Here is a 19,307-nt window from a genome sequence, read left to right as displayed (position 1 = left end):
ATGCGAATTATTATTGTTTGTATTTATGCGATCAAGCGAAAAGGTGATCTGTTCAGCGCGAGGGGATGGAGAAGGGTTTCCCGCGAGCCGCAGAATGGGCCTGCGCGGGACGGTAGTGACCAGGGAGACCGCTTCTCCCTACCGATTTTGGTAGGGGGCGGCAAAGTGTCAGGAGCCGGTCTTTTGCGGTTCCGCAGGGGCGGGGTCGTTAGCCGCGGGCGCCGCAACAGGTTTGTCCTGCGGTGAAGGCGTTGTCGCCGGACGGGTAGCAGGCAGCGCATCGCAGGGTTTCTCCTGCGGGCAGATCAGATCCAGCATCTTAAGGGTGACGCCGTTGGTCCAGCCAAAGCCGTCCTGCAATGGATATTCCCCACCGCCGCCCCCGGTGCCGGTCGAACTCACATCATACTTCTCCACCAGCTTTTGCTTGCTGTCATAGGTATGCTGCACGTTGGTCAGGAAGCGCCAGGTGACCTCCATGGCGATCTTCTGCTGACCATAGTTTTGCAGCCCCTCGACGGCCACCCACTGCAGCGGCGCCCAGCCGTTGGGGGCGTCCCACTGCTGGCCGCTGTTGACGGTGGTGGTGGTCAGCCCGCCGGGTTTGAGCAGCCGCGACTCGGCGGCGGCCGCCACTTTCGTCGCTCGCTCGCGCGACGCGGCATTGACGTACAGCGGGAACAGCGCCGCGGCGGTCAGCTGATTGCGCACCTTGTGGGTTTTCAGATCGTAATCGGCGTACCAACCCTCTTTTTCATTCCACAGGTATTTCTCGATAGCCTGCTGGCGGGCGTTGGCCAGCGCGTCGTACCGGGTAGCGCCGGCGCTGTCCCCCGCTGCTTTACTGGCGCGGGCGAGGGTTTTCTCCAGATGGAACATCAGGGCATTGAGATCGACCGGGATAATCGAGGTGGTGCGAATGGTGGCGAGCTGCTGCGGATTGTCCATCCAGCGGGAGCTGAAATCCCAGCCGGAAGCGGCGGCGGAGCGCAGGTCGCGATAGATCTCGGTGGCCGGACGATTCGGGTTGCTTTTGGCGGTTTTGACGTCGTCAAGCCAGGACTCGGGGCGTGGGGTGTCGTTATCGTCCCAGTAGCGGTTGAGCAGCGCGCCATCCGCCATCCGCACCGCCCGTTTGTCGGCGCTGCCGGGTGCCAGCGCGTCCGCCCCGGCCATCCAGTAGCGATACTCTTTCTCCAGCTGCGGCTGGTAGGTTTTCAGCACCTGGTCGCCATCGTGCGTCGCCAGCAGGCTTACCATAAAGGAGAAGAAGGGGGGCTGCGAACGGCTGAGGTAATAGGTGCGGTTACCGTTGGGGATATGGCCCCAGGTGTCAATTTCCGCAGCGAAGTTGGCGACCATATCTTCGACTTTATCCCAGTGACCGCTTTCGGCAAGACCCAGCATGGTGAAATAGCTGTCCCAGTAATAGACTTCGCGAAAGCGTCCTCCGGGGACCACGTAGGGCTTAGGCAGCGGCAGCAGCGAGTCCCACTTTTCCACCTCGACGGTGCTGCGGGTCAGGACCGGCCACAGGCCGTCGATATGCTGACGCAGGGTTTGCCCTTTGGGCGGCACATAGGCGTCGTTCTCTTTCGGCAGCGTGAAGTTCAGCTCAACGAAGTGACGCAGGTCGAAGCTGGCCTGGTTTTTTTGCATCCGGTAATCGGCAAGGATCATCAGCGGATCGCTGTTCGGAATGGCGTCAGCGAACGTTTTCTGATCAGAAAACAGTTTCGCGCTTTGCACATCATTAAACAGCGGACCGAGCAGGATATCGGGTGATTGCGGGATTTGACGGGTTTCTTCAGCCTCTGCGGTCAGCGTCGCCAGGGCGATAAACGCACCCCCTAGCGCCAGACGAAGAGCATAAGGCAGGGTAGCGGGGCGACGGGAAAAGGGACTCGTCATGGATTGTTCTCCTTATCATTGCAGACTCATGTGCCACTGCATTTGGCCATCAGAAAACCATAGACGAATATCCGCCGCTGTGCGTGTCGAAGCTAACATTTTGCGCTAAAACAGAGAATTTACCGCTCACCGGTCGCTATCCAGGCGGCACAATTCTGCTCATCCCAATATTATATCCTTAATTATATAAATGCTGGCTGGTGTTATTTTTGTTGTGAATGTTTCTGGGTAAATAATAAGCGCTATTCGATAGCGGCATCCGAAAAAAGAACGGATGTTTATCTGTAACAATAAGGTTCGTATTTATCGCATTTTAAAAATTGCGCAACGGATGAAGGCTGTGATCTGTCAGGCAAAAATACCGGGATTAATATGACTGAAGGCTGGCAGGATCACATAAATTAAAAAACATAAATAATTAATAAAAAAACATAATGGCGCCGCGCATAGCGGATAAGTAAAAAATGCAGACACTACAGAAACCGGTTTCATTTTGCATAAAGGAGTGGTGTATGTCTGCTGGCGACAAAATTTCTGTCAGAGAGAAAATAGGTTATAGCCTGGGGGACGCAGCCAGTCACATCGTATTTGACTCGTCTGTGGCTATTCTGGCTTATTTTTATACCGATATTTATGGCCTGCCGCCCGCCGTAATGGGGACGATGTTTTTGCTGGTGCGTCTGCTGGATGCGATTACCGATCCGATTATGGGCGCGATTGCTGACGCCACCTCAACCCGCTGGGGCCGCTTTCGCCCCTGGCTGTTGGCGATCTGCGTGCCTTTTGCGGTGAGCTGCGTGCTGGTGTATTCCATTCCCTCCTTTTCCGACTCCGGAAAAATCGCCTACGCTGTGGCGGCTTATATATTTATGACACTGATGTATACGGCGATTAATATTCCATACTGCTCGCTGGGCGCGGCGCTGACCTCCGATCCGCGCGAAAGCCTCTCGCTGCAGTCCTGGCGTTTTGCTATCACTCCAATCGGCGGCGCGCTCGGTACTGCCTTTATTTTACCGCTGGCTGATTTTCTCTATCCCGGCGATCGCGCGACCGGTATTCAGGTCTCGATGGCCCTGTTTGGCGTTATCGGCTGCCTGATGTTTATCACCTGTTTCGCCACGACTAAAGAACGCGTGCAGCCGATTAAAGAACAGAACCTGAACATCGCGCGGGACGTGAAAATACTATTTCGTAACGATCAGTGGCGTATTCTTTCCGTTTACAATTTTATGATGCTGGTCGCCGTGGTAATTCGCGGTGGCGCCGTCGTCTATTATGTTAACAGCGTCCTGCATAAAGGCGCCGACGTGATTACCATATTCATGCTCGGCGGTATGTTTGCCTCCATGCTGGGTTCGGTGCTGGCCAAGCCCTTCGGGACGCGCTTTTGTAAGGTCCGATTCTCTTTCTGGATTAATCTTCTCACCGCCGCGCTGGGCGTGGTCTGCTTTATCGTCCCGGTACAATATTGGATTGCGGTGCTCGGCGTGCATATTCTGATTTCTATCATTCAGGGCGGCAACGGCGCGTTACAGTGGTCGATGATTACCGACGTGAATAACTATGGCGAATGGAAAACCCAGCGGCGTATTACCGGTATGAATGTCGCAGCAAATATCTTTGTCATCAAGCTGGGCGTCGCCGTCGGCGGGGCCATCCTCGGCTGGATATTGGCCTATTTCCATTACGCCGCTAACACCACGGTGCAGTCGGCTTCAGCGGTGCAGGGCGTGGTGCTGTTGTTTACTCTGGTCCCTTCCGTGTTTTATGTGCTTACCGCCGTCTCGATTAAATTCTACGGCTTAACGGAAAACAGAATGAACGGCATCGTTGATGATTTAAAACACGGCACTTTCGCCGAATCCTGAATATCCCACGCTGTATTAAGAGGGCTATGCAGGTAATTCCCTGGATAGCCCGGCTATACCCTGGATGAAACATATAACAATGTAATTAGGGATGTTAATAATGAAAGTAAACTATATGGCTCTGATTATGAGTGGCCTGTTCTCCTCTGGCCTTTGGGCCGCGGCGAATAATCACCCGACGGATATTGAAAAACGTTTAGCGCAGCTGGAACAGCGCGTAATAAATGCTGAGCAACGAGCGGCCGATGCGGAAGCGAAAATCCAGACCTTAACCCGACAGCAGAGCGTGGTGGCGAAAAGCACGCCAACTGTCAAAGTGGAGTCCGCCGAGCCCGTCGCACCGGGCGCGGAGCCGACAACACTAACGCTGTCCGGCTATGGGGATATCAAATTTTATGGTGATGTCGAATTTAACATGGATGGCGCCAGCAGCAGCGGGAGCCTGACTTCGGTAAAAACCACGGCAAATAAAGACTGGGCGCCGGGCAATAATGAACGCTGGGATATTAATGGCCGCCTGCTGTTAGGTTTTGACGGCATGCGCAAAATGGATAATGGCCGTTTTGCCGGTTTTTCCGTCCAGCCGCTGGCCGACCTGAACGGCAAAATGAATCTTGATGATGCGGTATTCTTTTTTGGCCAGGAGAACGACTGGAAGGTGAAGGTTGGTCGTTTCGAAGCCTACGATATGTTCCCGTTGAATCAGGATACGTTCGTGGAATACTCCGGGAACACCGCCAACGATCTGTACAGTGATGGCTACGGCTATATTTACATGATGAAGGAAGGGCGCGGTCGGAGCAACAGCGGCGGCAACTTCCTGATGAGCAAAACCCTTGATAACTGGTATTTCGAACTGAATACCCTGCTGGAGAACGGCAGCACGCTATTCCAGGACCAGCAGTATCATGGCACCGCACTGGAAAATGAGAAAAATGTGGCCTATTTGCGCCCGGTTATCGCGTGGAACAGCGGGCGCTTCTCCACTGCCATCGCCATGGAAAGCAACGTGGTAAATAACGCCTATGGCTATCACGATGCGAAAGGACGCTGGGTCGACCAGTCCAGCCGTACCGGCTATGGCTATACGATGACGTGGAATGGGCAAAAAACCGATCCGCAGGACGGCGTGGTGACCAACCTTAACGTCGCTTATATGGATGCCGAAGATGAGACTGACTTTACCGCGGGCGTTAACTCCCTGTGGCACGGTTTTGAGCTGGGCTACATTTACGCGCATAACAAAATCGACAGCTTTAACACCGCTGATTTTATCGCTAACTGCGACGATAATTGCTGGATCGCCGATCCGGGCAACTATGATATCCACACAATCCATGCGTCGTACCTGTTTCCGAACGTAATGAATATGAAGAACTTCAACATCTATCTTGGGGCCTACGCATCATGGATTGAATCCAACCCAAACAACGGCGACGGCCAGGAAGACTCCCGCTATGGCGGCCGGCTGCGCTTCAAGTATTTCTTCTGAGCAACACAGAGCCTGCACAGCGCAGGCTCTGTGCTATTCAGCCGCCTGTCGCTACGCGGCGTGGCTCGCGAAGCCTCAGCGTCCCGTGAATCCACTTGCCCCAAACTGGTGCGTTTAACGCTAACAACCGCCCACAAATAAGCAAAGTGTCTGGTTGTTTTTTAATCAATTCAGGGCTATGGCCTCACAGCGTAACGCTGCGCCGACGCGCTGTGTGACCTGGCATAATTAATGCTTATCTCTTATCGGGATTACCACAAAGTGAGTACAACCGGAGGAGACGGCCATGATAAAAATAACGCTTCCTGACGGGCATTATTATGACGAGATGCTGACCGCCCAGGGTGAGCAGCGGCCGCACTATAATGCCTGGTGGCAATGGTTTCGCAACACCGATCAATTCTCTATCCGGCAGAAAAAAGCGCAAGCGGAACTGCTTTTTCACCGTATCGGCATCACCTTTAACGTGTACGGCGAGGATGAGGGAACCGAGCGGCTGATCCCGTTTGATAGCGTGCCGCGGATCATACCCGCCGGGGAGTGGCAGCGCATTGACCGCGGCATTCGCCAGCGGGTGAAAGCGCTGAACGCTTTCCTCTATGACATCTATCATGAACAGAATATCCTGCGCGCGGGGCTGATACCGGCCGAGCAGGTGCTGGCCAACGAGCAGTATCAACCGTGCATGCAGGGCATCAACCTGCCAAACAACACCTATGCCCATATCACCGGCGTCGATATGGTGCGCAATAACGACGGTCAGTACTACGTGCTGGAGGATAATCTGCGCACGCCGTCCGGCGTCTCCTACATGCTCGAAAACCGTAAGATGATGATGCGCCTCTATCCGGAGATGTTCGAGCAGCATCACATTGCGCCGGTGGAGCGCTACCCGAGCTACCTCCTGCAGACCCTGCGCGAAAGTTCGCTGGTGGATGATCCCTGCGTCGTGGTGATGACCCCGGGTCGCTTCAACAGCGCCTACTTCGAGCACAGCTTCCTGGCGCAGCAGATGGGGGTCGAGCTGGTGGAAAGCGCCGATCTGTTTATTAAAAACGGCGCGGTGTATATGCGCACCACCGAGGGGCCGCGGCGGGTGGATGTGATTTATCGCCGCATCGACGACGCCTGGCTCGACCCGCTGGCCTTCCGCGCCGATTCGATGCTCGGCGTCCCGGGGCTACTGTCCGTCTATCGCGCCGGCGGCGTAGTGCTGGCCAACGCCATCGGCACCGGGGTGGCTGACGACAAATCGATCTATCCGTACGTCCCGGAGATGATCCGCTTTTACCTCGGCGAACAGCCGATCCTCAGCAATATCCCCACCTGGCAGTGTCGGAAAGCGGAGGACCTGCGCTACGTGCTGAGCAATCTGGAGCTGATGGTGGTCAAGGAGGTCCATGGCGCCGGGGGCTACGGCATGTTGGTCGGCCCGCGTTCCACCAAAGAGGAGCGGGAGGCCTTCCGCCAGCGCCTGCTTGCCAATCCGGCCAACTATATCGCCCAGGACACCCTTGCGCTGTCGACCTGCCCAACCTTCGTTGATGAAGGGCTGTCGCCACGGCATATCGATTTACGCCCCTATGTGCTTTCCGGACAGGAGATGCGCCTGGTGCCCGGCGGCCTGACCCGCGTGGCGCTGACCGAAGGGTCGCTGGTGGTCAACTCGTCGCAGGGCGGCGGAACCAAGGATACCTGGGTGATGGAGGATGACGCATCATGCTAAGTCGTACGGCGAGTGAACTGTTCTGGATGGCCCGCTACCTTGAGCGGGCGGAGAGCTACGCCCGGGTGCTGGACGTGACCTGGAAATTATCAATGATCCCCCGCCACAGCCAGCAGTCGCGGGATCTGGCGCTACCGCTGAATTTGTCAATGACCCACGAGCTGTTTCAGGCGCGCCATGCCCGCTTTACCATGAGCAATCTACTCAACTTTTTTGCCCTCGATGGCAACAACCCCTGCAGTATTTACAGCTGCGTGGAGATGGCGTGGAACAACGCGCACGCGGTGCGCGGCAGTCTGTCGGCCGAAGTGTGGGAGAGCATCAATGCCACCCGCATCGAACTGCGGACCCTCCGCCAGCAGGGGCTGGGCGAACTGGGGAGCGACGGCTTTTTCGAGTGGGTGAAAGAGCGGGTGCATCTGTTTCGCGGAGCGGTGATAGGCACGCTGCTGCGCAACGACGCCCTGAGTTTTATCGGTATCGGCACGCTGATCGAGCGCGCGTTCGCCACCACCCAGCTGCTGCTGATTAAGGATCAACAGCTGACCAACGATCCGGACCCGGTGCGCGAATACTACCGGCTGGATACCCTGCTCAATGCGGTCAGCGCCCGCGAAGCTTACAACAGCCTCTACCGCCAGCCGGTCAGTCGCGAAACGGTGATGGAGCTGCTGATCCTGCGTAACGATATTCCACGTTCGCTGCGCGCCAGCATTGCCGACCTGGTGGGCGAACTGGAGAAGATCGCCAACGATCGCTCTTATCAGCCGCTGCGCCTCGCCCATCAGCTCAACGTTGACCTGCGCTTCAGCACCCGTGACGACCTGGCGCAGGCGGACCTGCAGACCACGCTTAACGGACTGCTGGCGAGAATTAACGCCCTGTCCGACAGCATCAGACAAACCTATCTGGAGGCCTTATGAAACTGGTCATCGATCATCTCACCCGCTATGGCTACGATGAAGAAGTGAAGTTTTCCACCCAGTATCTGCGCCTGACCCCGCGCAGCACCGGACGGCAGACGATCACCGCCTGGACGCTGACCCTGCCGGACGGCGCGGCGGTGACCACTACCGACGGCTGGGGTAATGTGCTGCATGTGCTGACGCTGGATAACCCGCATAAAGAGATCACCATCCGCGCCAGCGGGATTGTCGATATCGCCGACGAGGGGGAAGAGACGTGTGATGAAGAGGCCGAGCTGCTGTCGCCGCTGGTTTTTCTGCGCAGTACGCCGCTGACCCGCGCCGATACGGCGATCCGTGAGTTCGCCCAGCGCCTCTATCGTCCCGATGCGGCGGAAGAGAGTTTGAATCAACTGATGGCGGATCTGCTGTTAAGAATGCCATACTCCCCCGGCGCGACCCAGGTCCAGGACTCCGCTGCCGACGCCTTCGCCCGGGCGAAGGGCGTGTGCCAGGATCATACCCATGTTTTTCTCGCCTGCTGCCGGGCGCTGGAGATCCCGGCGCGCTACGTCAGCGGCTATGTCTACAGCGATAACGCCCAGCATGTCGCGATGCATGCCTGGGCGGAAGTGTGGCTCGACGGCCGTTGGCTGTCGTTTGATATCACCAATAATACCCGTCGCCTGAATCAGCATCTGCGGCTGGCGACTGGGCTGGATTATCTCGACGCCTGCCCGGTACGGGGCACCCGGCTGGGCGGCGGCGGGGAGATTATGTTAACCAACGCTGAAGTGCGCGAACACAGCCAGCAGGCGCAGCAGCAATAATACGGGAATAACCGCAATGACCTACTGTGTGGCCATGTGCCTGGCGGATGGACTGGTGTTTGCTTCCGACTCCCGCACCAACGCGGGCGTCGACCATATTGCCACTTTTAAAAAGCTGCACGTTTTCCATCAGGAAGGGGAACGGGTGCTGGTGCTGCAATCCGCCGGCAACCTGGCCACCACCCAGAGCGTGATAAGCCTGCTCAGCGCGCGGATCCGTACCCAGCAGGAGCCGAACCTGATGCAGGTGACTTCCCTCTACGACGCCGCCATGCTGATCGGTAAAACGCTGCTGGAGGTGATCCAGCGCGACAGCAGCAACCAGCAAAACTGCAGTAATACTAACTTCAACTGCAACCTGTTGCTTGGCGGCCAGATCGCCGGCGAAACCCATCGTCTGTTCCATATTTATCCGGAGGGCAACTTTATTGAAGCCACCCGCGACACGCCTTATTTCCAGATTGGCGAAAGCAAGTACGGCAAGCCGATCATCGATCGGGTGCTGACCATCGATACGCCGCTGGAGCAGGCGATGTGCTGCGCCTTGATCTCCATTGACTCGACGCTGCGCAGTAATCTGTCCGTTGGCCTGCCGCTGGATACGCTGCTCTACCGCAGCGGCAGCCTGAGCAGCGCCGGGCAGCATCGCATCACCGACAGCGATCCCTACTTCAACCGCATCCGCAAGGCGTGGTCCGGGGGGCTGTTGCACACCTTCCAGACTCTGCCGGCCTGGACGCCAGCAGAGCGGGAAGGGGAGTAGCCCTGGAATACGACCTCGCCCGGAGCCCGGCCACACGGATGATGACCGGCTCCCTTCGCCCTTAACGCGTCTCCGCCAGCCGCTCGCCGCTGGCGGCATCAAACAGATGCAGGCTCTCGCAGCGGAGAGTCAGCCCCAGCGTCTGCTGCGCCGCGACCGCCACCCTGCCGGCAACCTGCACATGCACCGGAAAACCCTGCCAGTCGAGATGAAGCAGGGTGGACTCCCCCGTCACCTCCATAATGTTTACCGTTGCCAGCGCGCCATGCGCATCCGGCAGAATATCCTGCGGGCGCAGGCCGACAATCAACGGGGCATCGCCCTGGTTCGCCACCGCCTGATGCCAGCGTTCGGCCAGCGGAAACCACAGCGCGCCGCAGGCGACGCCGGGCTGGCCATTGCGCACGTCTCGCTGACCGGGCAGGAGGTTCATCGGCGGGGAGCCGATAAAGCGGGCGACGAAGGTGTTGCATGGCTGGTCGTAAATGGCCAGCGGCGCCCCCTGCTGGACGATCTGCCCGTCGCGCATCACCACAATCTGATCGGCCAGAGTCATTGCCTCCACCTGATCATGGGTGACATAGATCATGGTGGTATTGATGCGCTGGTGCAGGGATTTGATCTCCGCGCGTAGCTCCATCCGCAGCTGAGCGTCAAGGTTCGACAGCGGCTCATCGAACAGGAAAACCTGCGGGTTCCTGACCATTGCCCGGCCCATCGCCACCCGCTGGCGCTGGCCGCCGGAGAGCGCACGCGGATAGCGAGCCAGCAGTTTATCAATCCCCAGCAGGCTGGCGACCTGCTGCACTTTGCTTTTCTGTAACTGCTTATCCACCTTTTTCACCTGCATATGAAAGGCGAGATTTTCCGCCACCGTCAGGTGGGGGTAAAGCGCATAGCTCTGAAAGACCATCGCCACATCGCGGTCGGCGGGATCCAGATCGTTGACCGGCCGCTGGTTCATCAGAATGGTGCCGCCGGAAAGCGTTTCGAGACCGGCCAGCAGGCGCAGCAGGGTCGACTTGCCACAGCCGGAAGGGCCCACCAGCACGGTAAAGCTGCCGTCGGGGATGGTGAGGTCCAGCGGCTGGAGCACCGTCTGTTTCCCGTATCGCTTGGCGACATCGATCAGTTCAACACTGGCCATCGGTGGCCTCCTCAAGGTGATGTTGCAGGGTATGCCAGTCGGGATAGCGGCGCGGGGAGGTGCCGATCGCCTGCGCGGCGACGGTATTTCCCCAGCGCAGCGCTTCTGGCACCGGTTTACCGCTTAGCAGCGCGGCAAGAAAGCCCGCGTTAAAGCTGTCGCCAGCGCCGATGGTATCGATGACGGTGACGGGCCGGGTTGGCGCATGGTGATGGCTGTCGGTCGTCCAGCAGTCCGCGCCGTCAGCGCCGCGCTTCACCACGCACCCGCCGCTGCCGCTGAGCCGTGCCGCAAGGGCTGCGGCGGCTTCGGCGAGGGTCGGGCGGGCGGCCAGCTGCTGGGTTTCAACGTCGTTGAGCAACAGCCAGTCGCAGTCGCCCAGCCAGCGGTCGACCTCATGACGCAGCGGGTCGCTCCAGCCCTGGGGCGGCCAGCCGGTATCGACGGCAAGGGTAAACCCGCGCTGGCGGAGCGTGGCGAGCAGCTGCGGATAGTCGGACAGCAGCCTGGTACAGAGAAAGGTGCCGCAGAGCAACACGATATCGCCCTCGCCAGCGGCGGCAGGCAACTGGTCCAGCACATCCCCGGCGGTCAGGCGGGTAATGTGTCCGTGGTTGCTGAGGAACGAGCGCTCTTTGTTGGGATGGGTGACCGCCACCGTCAGCGAGGTTTCACAGGGATACTGCGGCCAGCGCGCGCTATCGCCGGGAAACTGTGCCGCCAGCCACGGGGTAAACGCGTCGTCGCCCTGACAGCCGACCGCGCAGTGCGGCAGCTGCATGGCGGCGGCGGCCAGCGCGCAGTTGCCAGCAGAGCCGCCGGGCCGCAGAGCGCTGTGCTCGAGCATCATCTCAGTTCCCTGCGCGGGCCAGTGGGGCAGGGTTCCCATCACTAAATCAATATTGTAATTGCCCACGATATAGAGCACAGGTGTCCTGGTGTTATCCATAGTTATCCTTTACTTCCCCCGTTGGTGAGGCCACTGACCAGCGATTTTTGCAACCAGATTGCAATCAGCAGCGGAGGGACTGAGGCGAGTATGCCTACCGCCGCCACCAGTCCGTCATCGGTGGCGCGGCCGGCGGTGAAGCCGGCGATGGTCACCGGCAGCGTTTGGGCGGCGAGGTTGCTGGTAAACAGTAGCGCATAGAAAAACTCATCCCACGCCAGCAGCCAACCGAACAGCGCGGCGGCGCCAAGCATCGGTTTCGCCAGCGGCAGGGTGATGCGCAGCAAGACTTGCCAGATGCGCAGACCGTCAAGCCGTGCCGCCTGTTCGATATCCTGCGGTAGGGTATCGAACTGGTTTTTTACCATCCACGTCAGAAACGGCACGATCAGCGAGCAATAGACCAGCACCAGTCCGCTTCGGGTGTTGAGCAGGCCAAAGTGTTCGAGAATGAAATAGAGCGGCAGCACAAAGGCTACGGGCGGCACCATATAGATGCCGAGGCCGGCGTACAGCCAGCCGTCGCGGCCGGGGTAGCGAGAAAAGCTGAAGGCGGCGGGGATCGCCAGCAACAACGAGACCAGCGTCGCGCCAGCGGCCACCAGCACGCTGTTGCCCAGCGCGGGGAGAAACAGCGCCCCGGGTTCGCCAGGGGCCAGCGACAGCATATGGCCATAGCGGCTAAAGTCCCACTGCCGCGGGATCCACGCCAGCGGGACGCGGGTGAGGTCCGCGGTGGTGCTGACGCTCATCAAAAATAGCCACAGCATCGGGGCGAGGATCGAGACCGCCACCGCCAGCGCCGCCATGTAACGCAGCACGATGTACCCTTTACGCTTCATCATCAATACTCCGGCGCCGCTGACGCAGCAGCAAAAACAGATACAGGGCGATCAGTACGGCGCACATCAGGCTCATCAGCATGGCGTAGGCCGCGCCGCTGCCGGCGCGCAGATAGCTGAATGACTCCTGATAGACAAAAAAGCTCAGCGTTTTGGTACTGTCCAGCGGGCCGCCGCGGGTCATAACATAGATAATGTCGAACACTTTGAAGGCATCAATGGTGCGTAGCACCAGCGCGACGCCAAGGGAGCCCACAATGGCCGGAAAGGTAATGGCGCGAAAGCGCCGCCAGGCGGAGGCGCCGTCGAGCCGCGCCGCCTCGTACAGATCGTCGGGGACGGACTGCAGCGCGGCCAGCACCAGCAGAGTGACCAGCGGGTAGTTTTTCCAGATATCCGCCAGCATCACCGCGTGCAGCGCAGAATCCGGCGAGCCCAGCCAACTGCGATAGCTGTCAATCAGCCCCAGCTGGCTGAGCAGGGCGTTAACGCTGCCGTAGTCGGGATTAAAGTTAAGCCGCCACATCATGGCGTTGACGATCGTCGGCAACGCCCACGGCAGGATCACCAGCACCCGCAGGACATTACGCCCGACAAAACGCTGATTCAACAACAGCGCCACCAGTACGCCGATCGCCCCCTCAATCGCCACCGAGACCACGGTGAAATAGAGCGTTCGCGCGAAGGCGGCGCGAAAGTCCGGGTCGGTCAGGGCATAAAGATAATTATCCAGCCAGACGTAGTGGGTCGCCTCGCCGCTTCCCGCCAGCGCAGTATCAGTGAAACTCAGCCACAGGGTGCGCGCCAGCGGCCACGCAGTGAGGATAAACATCGCGATAAGCATGGGCGCTAACAGCACCCATGCCTGACGATGCTCGCGTCGTTGCAGACTCAGCATCACGCCTCCTTAACGCAGACGGGCCGCGCTGGTGTCGACCGCCTTGAGGGCGACGTCGGGCGTGGCTTTACCCTGCAGTACCGATTGAAGCTGCTGTTGCAGGGTGTTTGACAGGCGCGAGTAATCTGCCGTTTCGGGGCGAGAGAGCATCACGTTCAACGACTTGTCGGCGGCGGCGATCAGGCTCTCCTGGCCTTTGGCAACGGCAGGATCCTGGTACGAGGCTTTCCATACCGGCAGGCTCAGTTTGGCATACTTGTCCTGTACCGGCTGGGAGGTGAGGTAGTGAATATACTGCCAGGCCTCTTCCGAATGCTGACTGGCTTTGGCGATGCCCAGCCCCATTGAACCGTTGACAGCGCCGGGTTTATCCGGGGTATCGCCTGGGGCGGGGACAATGCCAACATCACCTGCGACTTTACTCTGTTTCGGATCGTTGGCCATGTTGTACATATAGGTCCAGTTGAGCGCAAAGGCGGCGTCGCCATTGGAGAAAGCCTTACGCACATCCTCCTCAAGGTATTCACGTGATGCCGGGTTGCTCAGCCCCTGATCGAGCGAGGTTTTCATCAGCGTGACCGCTTTCAGCGAGGCGGGCGTCGAAAAATCGAGCTTGCCGTTCTGGTAGAAGCTCCCGCCGAAGCCGGAGACGAGGGTGGTGTAATCACAGACCAGCGCTTCCGCTTGCGACCAGCTCCACACCAGCGGATATTTAACGATCCCTTTGTCCTTAAGCACTTTAGCGTCGTCCATCACCTGCTGCCAGCTGACTGGCGGCGTTTTGATCCCTGCTTTGTCCAGCATGGCTTTGTTGTAGTACAGATATTTGGTGTCGAGGATCCACGGCATGCCGAGGGTTTTGCCTTGATACACCACGGTATTCATCGCCCCGGGGAAAATCTTCTCACGCTCGTCTGGGGCAATTCGTGAAGAGACATCCTGCAGCAGATCGAAGCGGCTAAACTCCGCCGGCCAGATCGCGTCGAACAGCACCACGTCGTAGCCGTTACCCCCCGCGCCGCGGGCGGCGACGATCTTGTCGTGCAGCGCTTCGTAGGGAACGAATTCGAGGTTGACCTTCACATCAGGATGTTGCTTTTCGAAATCGCTGGTCATCGCGCGAATGTCGTTTTCGCTATAGGCCGCCTGGGTCATAAACAGGGCATTAATCTGGGTCGCTGCGCTGACGCTCCCACTGATAACGAGCATCGCCAGCAGACAGGCGTTGACCCGTAGTGCGCTGTGGTATTTCATCTTTGCTCTCCGCTGTGCTGTACTGAAAGGGGTTATGATTTATTAAATCAATTTGATTGATTTAATCAGGGCGACACTATCGGCAACATCTCCCGAGTGGCCCTGGGACTAAGCGTAGCAAAGGGTATGCCATCGCGAAGGCTCGCCTGCGCGGGTCGTTGTCAGATCTGTGATGCCGGCTAAAATTTCACCAGTCCAGCCTGGAAGGGAAACGATGAAAACATCAGGTACAAACCTTGAACATGCCCGGGTGCATAACCGCCGGGTGATCATTGAGGCGGTGCGTTTACATGGCGAGCTGACCCGCGCCGAGCTGGCGCGGCTGACCGCGCTGACCCCGCAGACCGTGTCGAATATTGTGGCGGAGCTGGAGCAGATGGATATCCTGACCAGCCACCAACCGCGGCGCGCCAGCGGCCGGGGACAGCCAGCGGTGCCGGTGAGCCTCAATCCCGCCAGCGCCTGGTCGATTGGCATCCATCTTGATCATCAGACGCTGATTGTGGTGCTGGTGGATCTGACTGGCGAGGTCCATTTTCGCCGACTCATTCTGGTGCAAAAGCCCCAGCCTGGTGCGACCTTTGCCCGCCTCGCTGAGGTGCTGGATGAGATCCGTGCGCTGCCGGCGCTGGACTGGTCGCGGGTGCTGGGGATGGGGGTTGTGATGCCGGGGCCCTTTGGCGTGGAAGGGATTTCGTCGACGGGACCCACGACGCTTAACGGCTGGGAAGGGGTCGACGTGGCGGCGGAGCTCGGGCGACTGAGCGGCCTGCCGGTGACCCTCGAAAACGACGCCACGGTGGCCGCCATTGGCGAACGCTTTCACGGCGTGGCGCGGCAGCTCAACTCCTTTGTCTATCTCTACATAGGCACCGGTCTGGGCGCCGGAATTTTTACCGATGGTCATGTGTATACCGGCCATGCTCATAACGCCGGCGAGGTCGGGCATATTGTGGTCGCGCCGAATGGTCGCCCTTGCTATTGCGGGAATGAGGGATGTCTTGAGCGCTATGTTTCCCTGCAGGCGGCCTATGAGTTTTGCGGACTCGATCCCTATCGCGCCCTGCCGGAGGATCTGCTGTCGGTGGACGCTGCGCTTTTCGACCAGTGGATCACGAGCATCCTGGCGCCGTTGCGTCAGGCGATCAATTTGCTGGAGTGCGTCTTCGATGCCGAGACGGTAGTGGTGGGCGGCATGATGCCCGCCCCGCTGCTGGAGAGAGTGCTGGCGCGTCTGCCGCCGCTGTATCAGTCCGTCCGCGGGCGTTACCTGCCGGCCCAGCGTGTCAAAATGGGGATGACCGGCACCGATACCGCCGCGCTGGGCGCCGCTGCGCTGCCGATCTTTGACGAATTTAATCCGCAGTTTCAGGTGTTGATGAAAGCGGTAAATACAAACGCGCTTTTTGGCAAAGCTAAGTAAATTAAATACTTTGTTATTTAACGTGTTATCTCACATCTTCGGAGGGAATGAGGCAACACGGCAAGGTATCGGAAGTGACGGAAAAGAAGACGGCTGTCTATGTGGATGACCAACAGCGCATCCTGATCCGCCAGCTGGCGCGCAGCTGGCTGTGGCGCAGCGAGCTGCCGACCTGGCTGCTGTTGGTGACGGTTTACGGCGGCTGGTTTGCCTGCGTGGCGGGCTGGCGGACGCTGGGCCTGTTTCCGGCCACGCTGCTGCTGATCTGGTTTACCGCCTGGTATATGTCCTTACAGCATGAGCTGATCCATGGGCATCCCACCCGGCTGGCATGGTTTAACCAGCTGCTGGGGACGCTGCCGCTGGCGGTCTGGTATCCCTATGGCGTCTATCGCGACAGCCATCTGGCGCACCATCGCAACCATCTGCTGACGCACCCCGAGGATGATCCCGAATCGTACTACGTGACCGCGGAAAGCTGGCAGCGTTTCTCAGCCTGGCAGCGCCGCCTTATCCACCTGCGCAATACCTTCTGGGGGCGTCTGCTGCTGGCGCCGCTGATGGATATCGTTCACACCCTGCGCAGCGCGCTGCGGGCTTTCCGCGAGGGCGACCACCGCGCCATCGCCATGTGGAGCCTGCATCTGTTGCTGCTGACGGGCCTGCTGGCCTGGATGGCGGCGCAGGGTTTATCCCCGCTGTGGTTTGTGCTGGCGGTGAGCTACCCGGCGCTGGCCCTGACCAAAGTGCGCTCTTTTCTCGAACACCGGGCCGCGGATGACCCGCTGGCCCGCTCGGTGATCAACGAGGCCGGGCTCCCCTGGCGAGTGCTGTTCCTCAATCTCAACTACCATGCGGTGCATCATGACCTGCCAGGGGTTCCCTGGTACGCTTTACGTCAGCTGTATCTGCATCGCCAGACGGCCTATCTGCAGCGTAATCAGGGGTTCCTGGTGCGTGGGTACGGTGAGTGGCGACGCCATTTTAGCCGCCGGGCGGTGGCGGTGAACGCCCATCCGGGCTTTGGCGAGCAGGCGCAGGCGGGAGGAGAACATGGCTGAACGCATGACCTTTCCGATGTATGCCATCCACCGTCAACAGACCCAGGCTCTGTGGCAGGCGGTACAGTCGCTGCTGGCCGAACGCGGCGTGATGGTGGCGGGGGACCCGCCGGCGGATGACCCCGAGGATCTGCTGGCCCACTGGCGTCAGCCGAGGCTGTTGCTGAGTCAGACCTGTGGCTATCCGCTGGTGACCCAGCTGCCGGAGGTGCAGACGGTGGGCTGCTTCCACTACGCCGCGCCCGGTTGCGAAGGGCGCCGCTACCGCAGCCTGCTGGTGGTCCGCGAAGCGGATAGTCACCGGATGCTGGCGGACTTTTTTGGCCGCCGGGCCGTGTGCAATGCCGAGCACTCGCAGTCCGGCTACAACGTGCTGCGCAAAATGGTCGCGCCGCTCTCGCGGGAGGGGCGATTTTTTTCGGCTGTGGTGTTTAGCGGCAGCCATCGGCAATCGCTGCGCGAGCTGCAGCAGGAAAACGCCGATATCGCCGCCATCGACTGTGTGACCTACGCTCTGCTGCAGCGACATCAGCCGCAGGCCCTGGCAGGACTGGTGGCGATCGGCTGGAGCCCGGACGCGCCAGGGCTGCCGCTGATCACTGCCGGCGCCACCCCGGCGGCGACGCTGAACAGCCTGCGCGAAGCGCTCCAGCAGTTAGTGAGCGATGCGCGCTATCGTTCCCTGTGCGACGCCTTGCTGATCTGCGGCTATAGCGATATGTCGCGGGAGGCCTATGCTCCGCTGCTGGCGTGGCGGGATGAGGCCGCGGCGCAGGGAGTCAGCCAGCTATAGGTAAAATGCCCCGGCCAGCGATCTGCGCCGGGGCGGGTCATGGCAGACTACGGCGTCGGCGGTAACGCGGGGCGGGAAGGGGCGGTGAAGCGGTTTGCCACCGCCGGCAGACCGAGCTTTTCACGCAGGGTGCCGGGCGGATAGCGGTCACGCATGACGCCGTTACGCTGCAGAAGCGGCACCACCTGGTCAACAAAGCGGTCAAAGTCTCCCGGCAGCAGCGGGAACATCAGGTTGAACCCATCGGCGGCGCCCGCCTGCCAGGTCTCCGTTAAGGTGGCGGCAATCTCCTCGGCGCTGCCCAGCAGCAGCCAGCTATCAGAACTCTGTAATAACAACTTCCCCAACTCCAGCAGAGTGAGCCGCGGATCGTACTGGCGGATAAGCTTCAGCGCGGTACGGATGCCGTCAAAGCTCTCTTCATCAGGGAGCGGCGGCAGGGGCTGGTCCCTCGGCAGGGCGCTGAGATCCATTCGAAGATAAGAGGAGAGCAGATCGATAGCCATCTGGTCGCTCATCAGCTGTTCGTTAAGCTGCTGGCGGGCCGCCTTCTCCTCGTCGGAGTTCACCACCACCGGCAGGACCCCGGCGATGATTTTGAAATGGGCCGGATCGCGCCCGTGCTGGCGCAGCCGTTGATTCATCTCTTCGCGATAGGCCAGCCCCTCGGCGATCGAGTGAATAAACACGAAGTGCATATCGGACCAGGCGGCGGCCAGCGCTTTCCCTGCTTCCGAAGAGCCGGCCTGCACCAGCAGTGGATGGCCCTGCGGCGGGCGAGGGACGTTGAGCGGGCCGCGCACGCGAAAGTACTCGCCCTGATACTCGAGATGATGCACCTTATCGGCATCGGCAAATAATCCGCGCGCTTTATCGAAGATCGCCGCGCCATCTTCCCAGGAATCCCACAGGCGAGTGACCACGTCGATGAATTCATTGGCCCGCTGGTAGCGCGTGCCGTGGCGGGGAAGCTGCTCCAGACCGAAGTTTGCTGCTTCTTCTTCCAGCCACGACGTGACCACATTCCAGCTTGCCCGGCCATTGCTGAGCAAATCCAGCGAGGCAAAGTAGCGAGCCAGGTTATAGGGTTCGTTATAGGAGGTGGACGCGGTGGCCATCAGGCCGATATGCTCCGTCACCGCGGCGAGGGCGGAGAGCAGCGTCAGGGGTTCAAGCCGGGCGTTGGCGTAGTGGGTCAGGCCGCTGGGCACCGTATCCCACACCGCGATATGGTCGGCGACAAAGATAGCGTCGAGGGTCGCCGCTTCGGCCTTGCGCGCCAGACTGGCGTAATAGTTGAGGGTAAATATGTCCGCTTCAGGCGCGTCAGGGTGACGCCAGGAGAAACGGTAATCCCCCTGTGGGTTATAAAAGAACAGGTTCAGGATCATGTGTCGGGTAGACATAGCGTGGACTCGCGGCTGAACGCCATCCGTGGCGGA

General features: G+C 59.5%; 16 protein-coding genes. 9 read left to right on the top strand and 7 right to left on the bottom strand.

Annotated features, from left to right (window positions below; genetic code table 11):
* Positions 1-168: 168 nt before the first annotated feature.
* On the bottom strand, positions 169-1,911 hold the full coding sequence (locus ACQUTP_RS04695; protein ID WP_080846926.1) for an alpha,alpha-trehalase: 1,743 nt from the start codon (positions 1,909-1,911) through the stop codon (positions 169-171).
* A 512-nt stretch (positions 1,912-2,423) separates the two neighbouring features.
* Between ACQUTP_RS04695 and ACQUTP_RS04690 the strand changes: the two genes are divergently transcribed.
* From ACQUTP_RS04690 to ACQUTP_RS04665, 6 genes are all read left to right on the top strand, one after another.
* Entirely contained in the window at positions 2,424-3,782 is a 1,359-nt protein-coding gene (locus ACQUTP_RS04690) for a glycoside-pentoside-hexuronide (GPH):cation symporter (RefSeq protein WP_048295079.1), read from the top strand.
* Positions 3,783-3,882: 100 nt separating this feature from the next.
* Positions 3,883-5,274 (top strand): carbohydrate porin, encoded by a 1,392-nt coding sequence (locus tag ACQUTP_RS04685; protein ID WP_004203292.1) that lies wholly within the window; start codon positions 3,883-3,885, stop codon positions 5,272-5,274.
* Between the two features lie 286 nt (positions 5,275-5,560).
* Positions 5,561-7,000 (top strand): circularly permuted type 2 ATP-grasp protein, encoded by a 1,440-nt coding sequence (locus ACQUTP_RS04680; protein ID WP_004180417.1) that lies wholly within the window; start codon positions 5,561-5,563, stop codon positions 6,998-7,000.
* Positions 6,994-7,923: an alpha-E domain-containing protein gene (locus tag ACQUTP_RS04675; RefSeq protein WP_002910835.1), complete on the top strand. Its 930-nt coding sequence runs from the start codon at positions 6,994-6,996 to the stop codon at positions 7,921-7,923. Before ACQUTP_RS04680 ends, ACQUTP_RS04675 begins: the two co-directional genes overlap by 7 nt.
* Positions 7,920-8,735: a transglutaminase family protein gene (locus ACQUTP_RS04670; protein WP_017900188.1), complete on the top strand. Its 816-nt coding sequence runs from the start codon at positions 7,920-7,922 to the stop codon at positions 8,733-8,735. Before ACQUTP_RS04675 ends, ACQUTP_RS04670 begins: the two co-directional genes overlap by 4 nt.
* Positions 8,736-8,751: 16 nt before the next feature.
* Positions 8,752-9,498 carry a proteasome-type protease gene (locus ACQUTP_RS04665; RefSeq protein ID WP_080846925.1) on the top strand — a complete coding sequence of 249 codons (747 nt, stop codon included), beginning with the start codon at positions 8,752-8,754 and terminating at the stop codon, positions 9,496-9,498.
* A 61-nt stretch (positions 9,499-9,559) separates the two neighbouring features.
* On the opposite strand, the gene ACQUTP_RS04660 is transcribed toward ACQUTP_RS04665, so the two are convergent.
* From ACQUTP_RS04660 to ACQUTP_RS04640, 5 genes are read right to left on the bottom strand one after another with little or no spacing between them, the layout of a single operon-like run.
* On the bottom strand, positions 9,560-10,645 hold the full coding sequence (locus ACQUTP_RS04660) for an ABC transporter ATP-binding protein (RefSeq protein ID WP_017900187.1): 1,086 nt from the start codon (positions 10,643-10,645) through the stop codon (positions 9,560-9,562).
* Entirely contained in the window at positions 10,632-11,594 is a 963-nt protein-coding gene (locus ACQUTP_RS04655; protein ID WP_004203288.1) for a carbohydrate kinase family protein, read from the bottom strand. The genes ACQUTP_RS04660 and ACQUTP_RS04655 overlap by 14 nt, the downstream gene beginning before the upstream one ends.
* 2 nt (positions 11,595-11,596) lie before the next feature.
* Entirely contained in the window at positions 11,597-12,436 is an 840-nt protein-coding gene (locus ACQUTP_RS04650) for a carbohydrate ABC transporter permease (RefSeq protein WP_285755185.1), read from the bottom strand.
* On the bottom strand, positions 12,426-13,334 hold the full coding sequence (locus ACQUTP_RS04645; RefSeq protein WP_004203285.1) for a carbohydrate ABC transporter permease: 909 nt from the start codon (positions 13,332-13,334) through the stop codon (positions 12,426-12,428). Before ACQUTP_RS04645 ends, ACQUTP_RS04650 begins: the two co-directional genes overlap by 11 nt.
* A gap of 9 nt (positions 13,335-13,343) precedes the next feature.
* Complete coding sequence (locus ACQUTP_RS04640) at positions 13,344-14,588, bottom strand: extracellular solute-binding protein (protein ID WP_017899870.1); 1,245 nt, start codon at positions 14,586-14,588, stop codon at positions 13,344-13,346.
* Positions 14,589-14,802: 214 nt separating this feature from the next.
* Here ACQUTP_RS04640 and ACQUTP_RS04635 point away from each other — a divergent pair, with 214 nt between their 5' ends.
* From ACQUTP_RS04635 to ACQUTP_RS04625, 3 genes are all read left to right on the top strand, one after another.
* Positions 14,803-16,011 carry an ROK family transcriptional regulator gene (locus ACQUTP_RS04635; protein ID WP_032456290.1) on the top strand — a complete coding sequence of 403 codons (1,209 nt, stop codon included), beginning with the start codon at positions 14,803-14,805 and terminating at the stop codon, positions 16,009-16,011.
* 74 nt (positions 16,012-16,085) lie between these two features.
* Complete coding sequence (locus ACQUTP_RS04630) at positions 16,086-17,072, top strand: fatty acid desaturase (RefSeq protein ID WP_074384497.1); 987 nt, start codon at positions 16,086-16,088, stop codon at positions 17,070-17,072.
* Entirely contained in the window at positions 17,065-17,865 is an 801-nt protein-coding gene (locus ACQUTP_RS04625) for a phosphate/phosphite/phosphonate ABC transporter substrate-binding protein (protein WP_080846922.1), read from the top strand. Before ACQUTP_RS04630 ends, ACQUTP_RS04625 begins: the two co-directional genes overlap by 8 nt.
* A 47-nt stretch (positions 17,866-17,912) precedes the next feature.
* Here the strand turns inward: ACQUTP_RS04625 and ACQUTP_RS04620 are convergent, their stop codons facing one another.
* On the bottom strand, positions 17,913-19,256 hold the full coding sequence (locus ACQUTP_RS04620) for an LLM class flavin-dependent oxidoreductase (protein WP_223171748.1): 1,344 nt from the start codon (positions 19,254-19,256) through the stop codon (positions 17,913-17,915).
* Positions 19,257-19,307 lie beyond the last annotated feature (51 nt).

The organism is Klebsiella sp. 2-CIP_Kleb., assembly GCF_050378715.1.
GTDB classification, from domain to species: Bacteria; Pseudomonadota; Gammaproteobacteria; order Enterobacterales; family Enterobacteriaceae; genus Klebsiella; species Klebsiella quasipneumoniae.
This window is presented reverse-complemented; position numbering and strand designations above follow the sequence as displayed.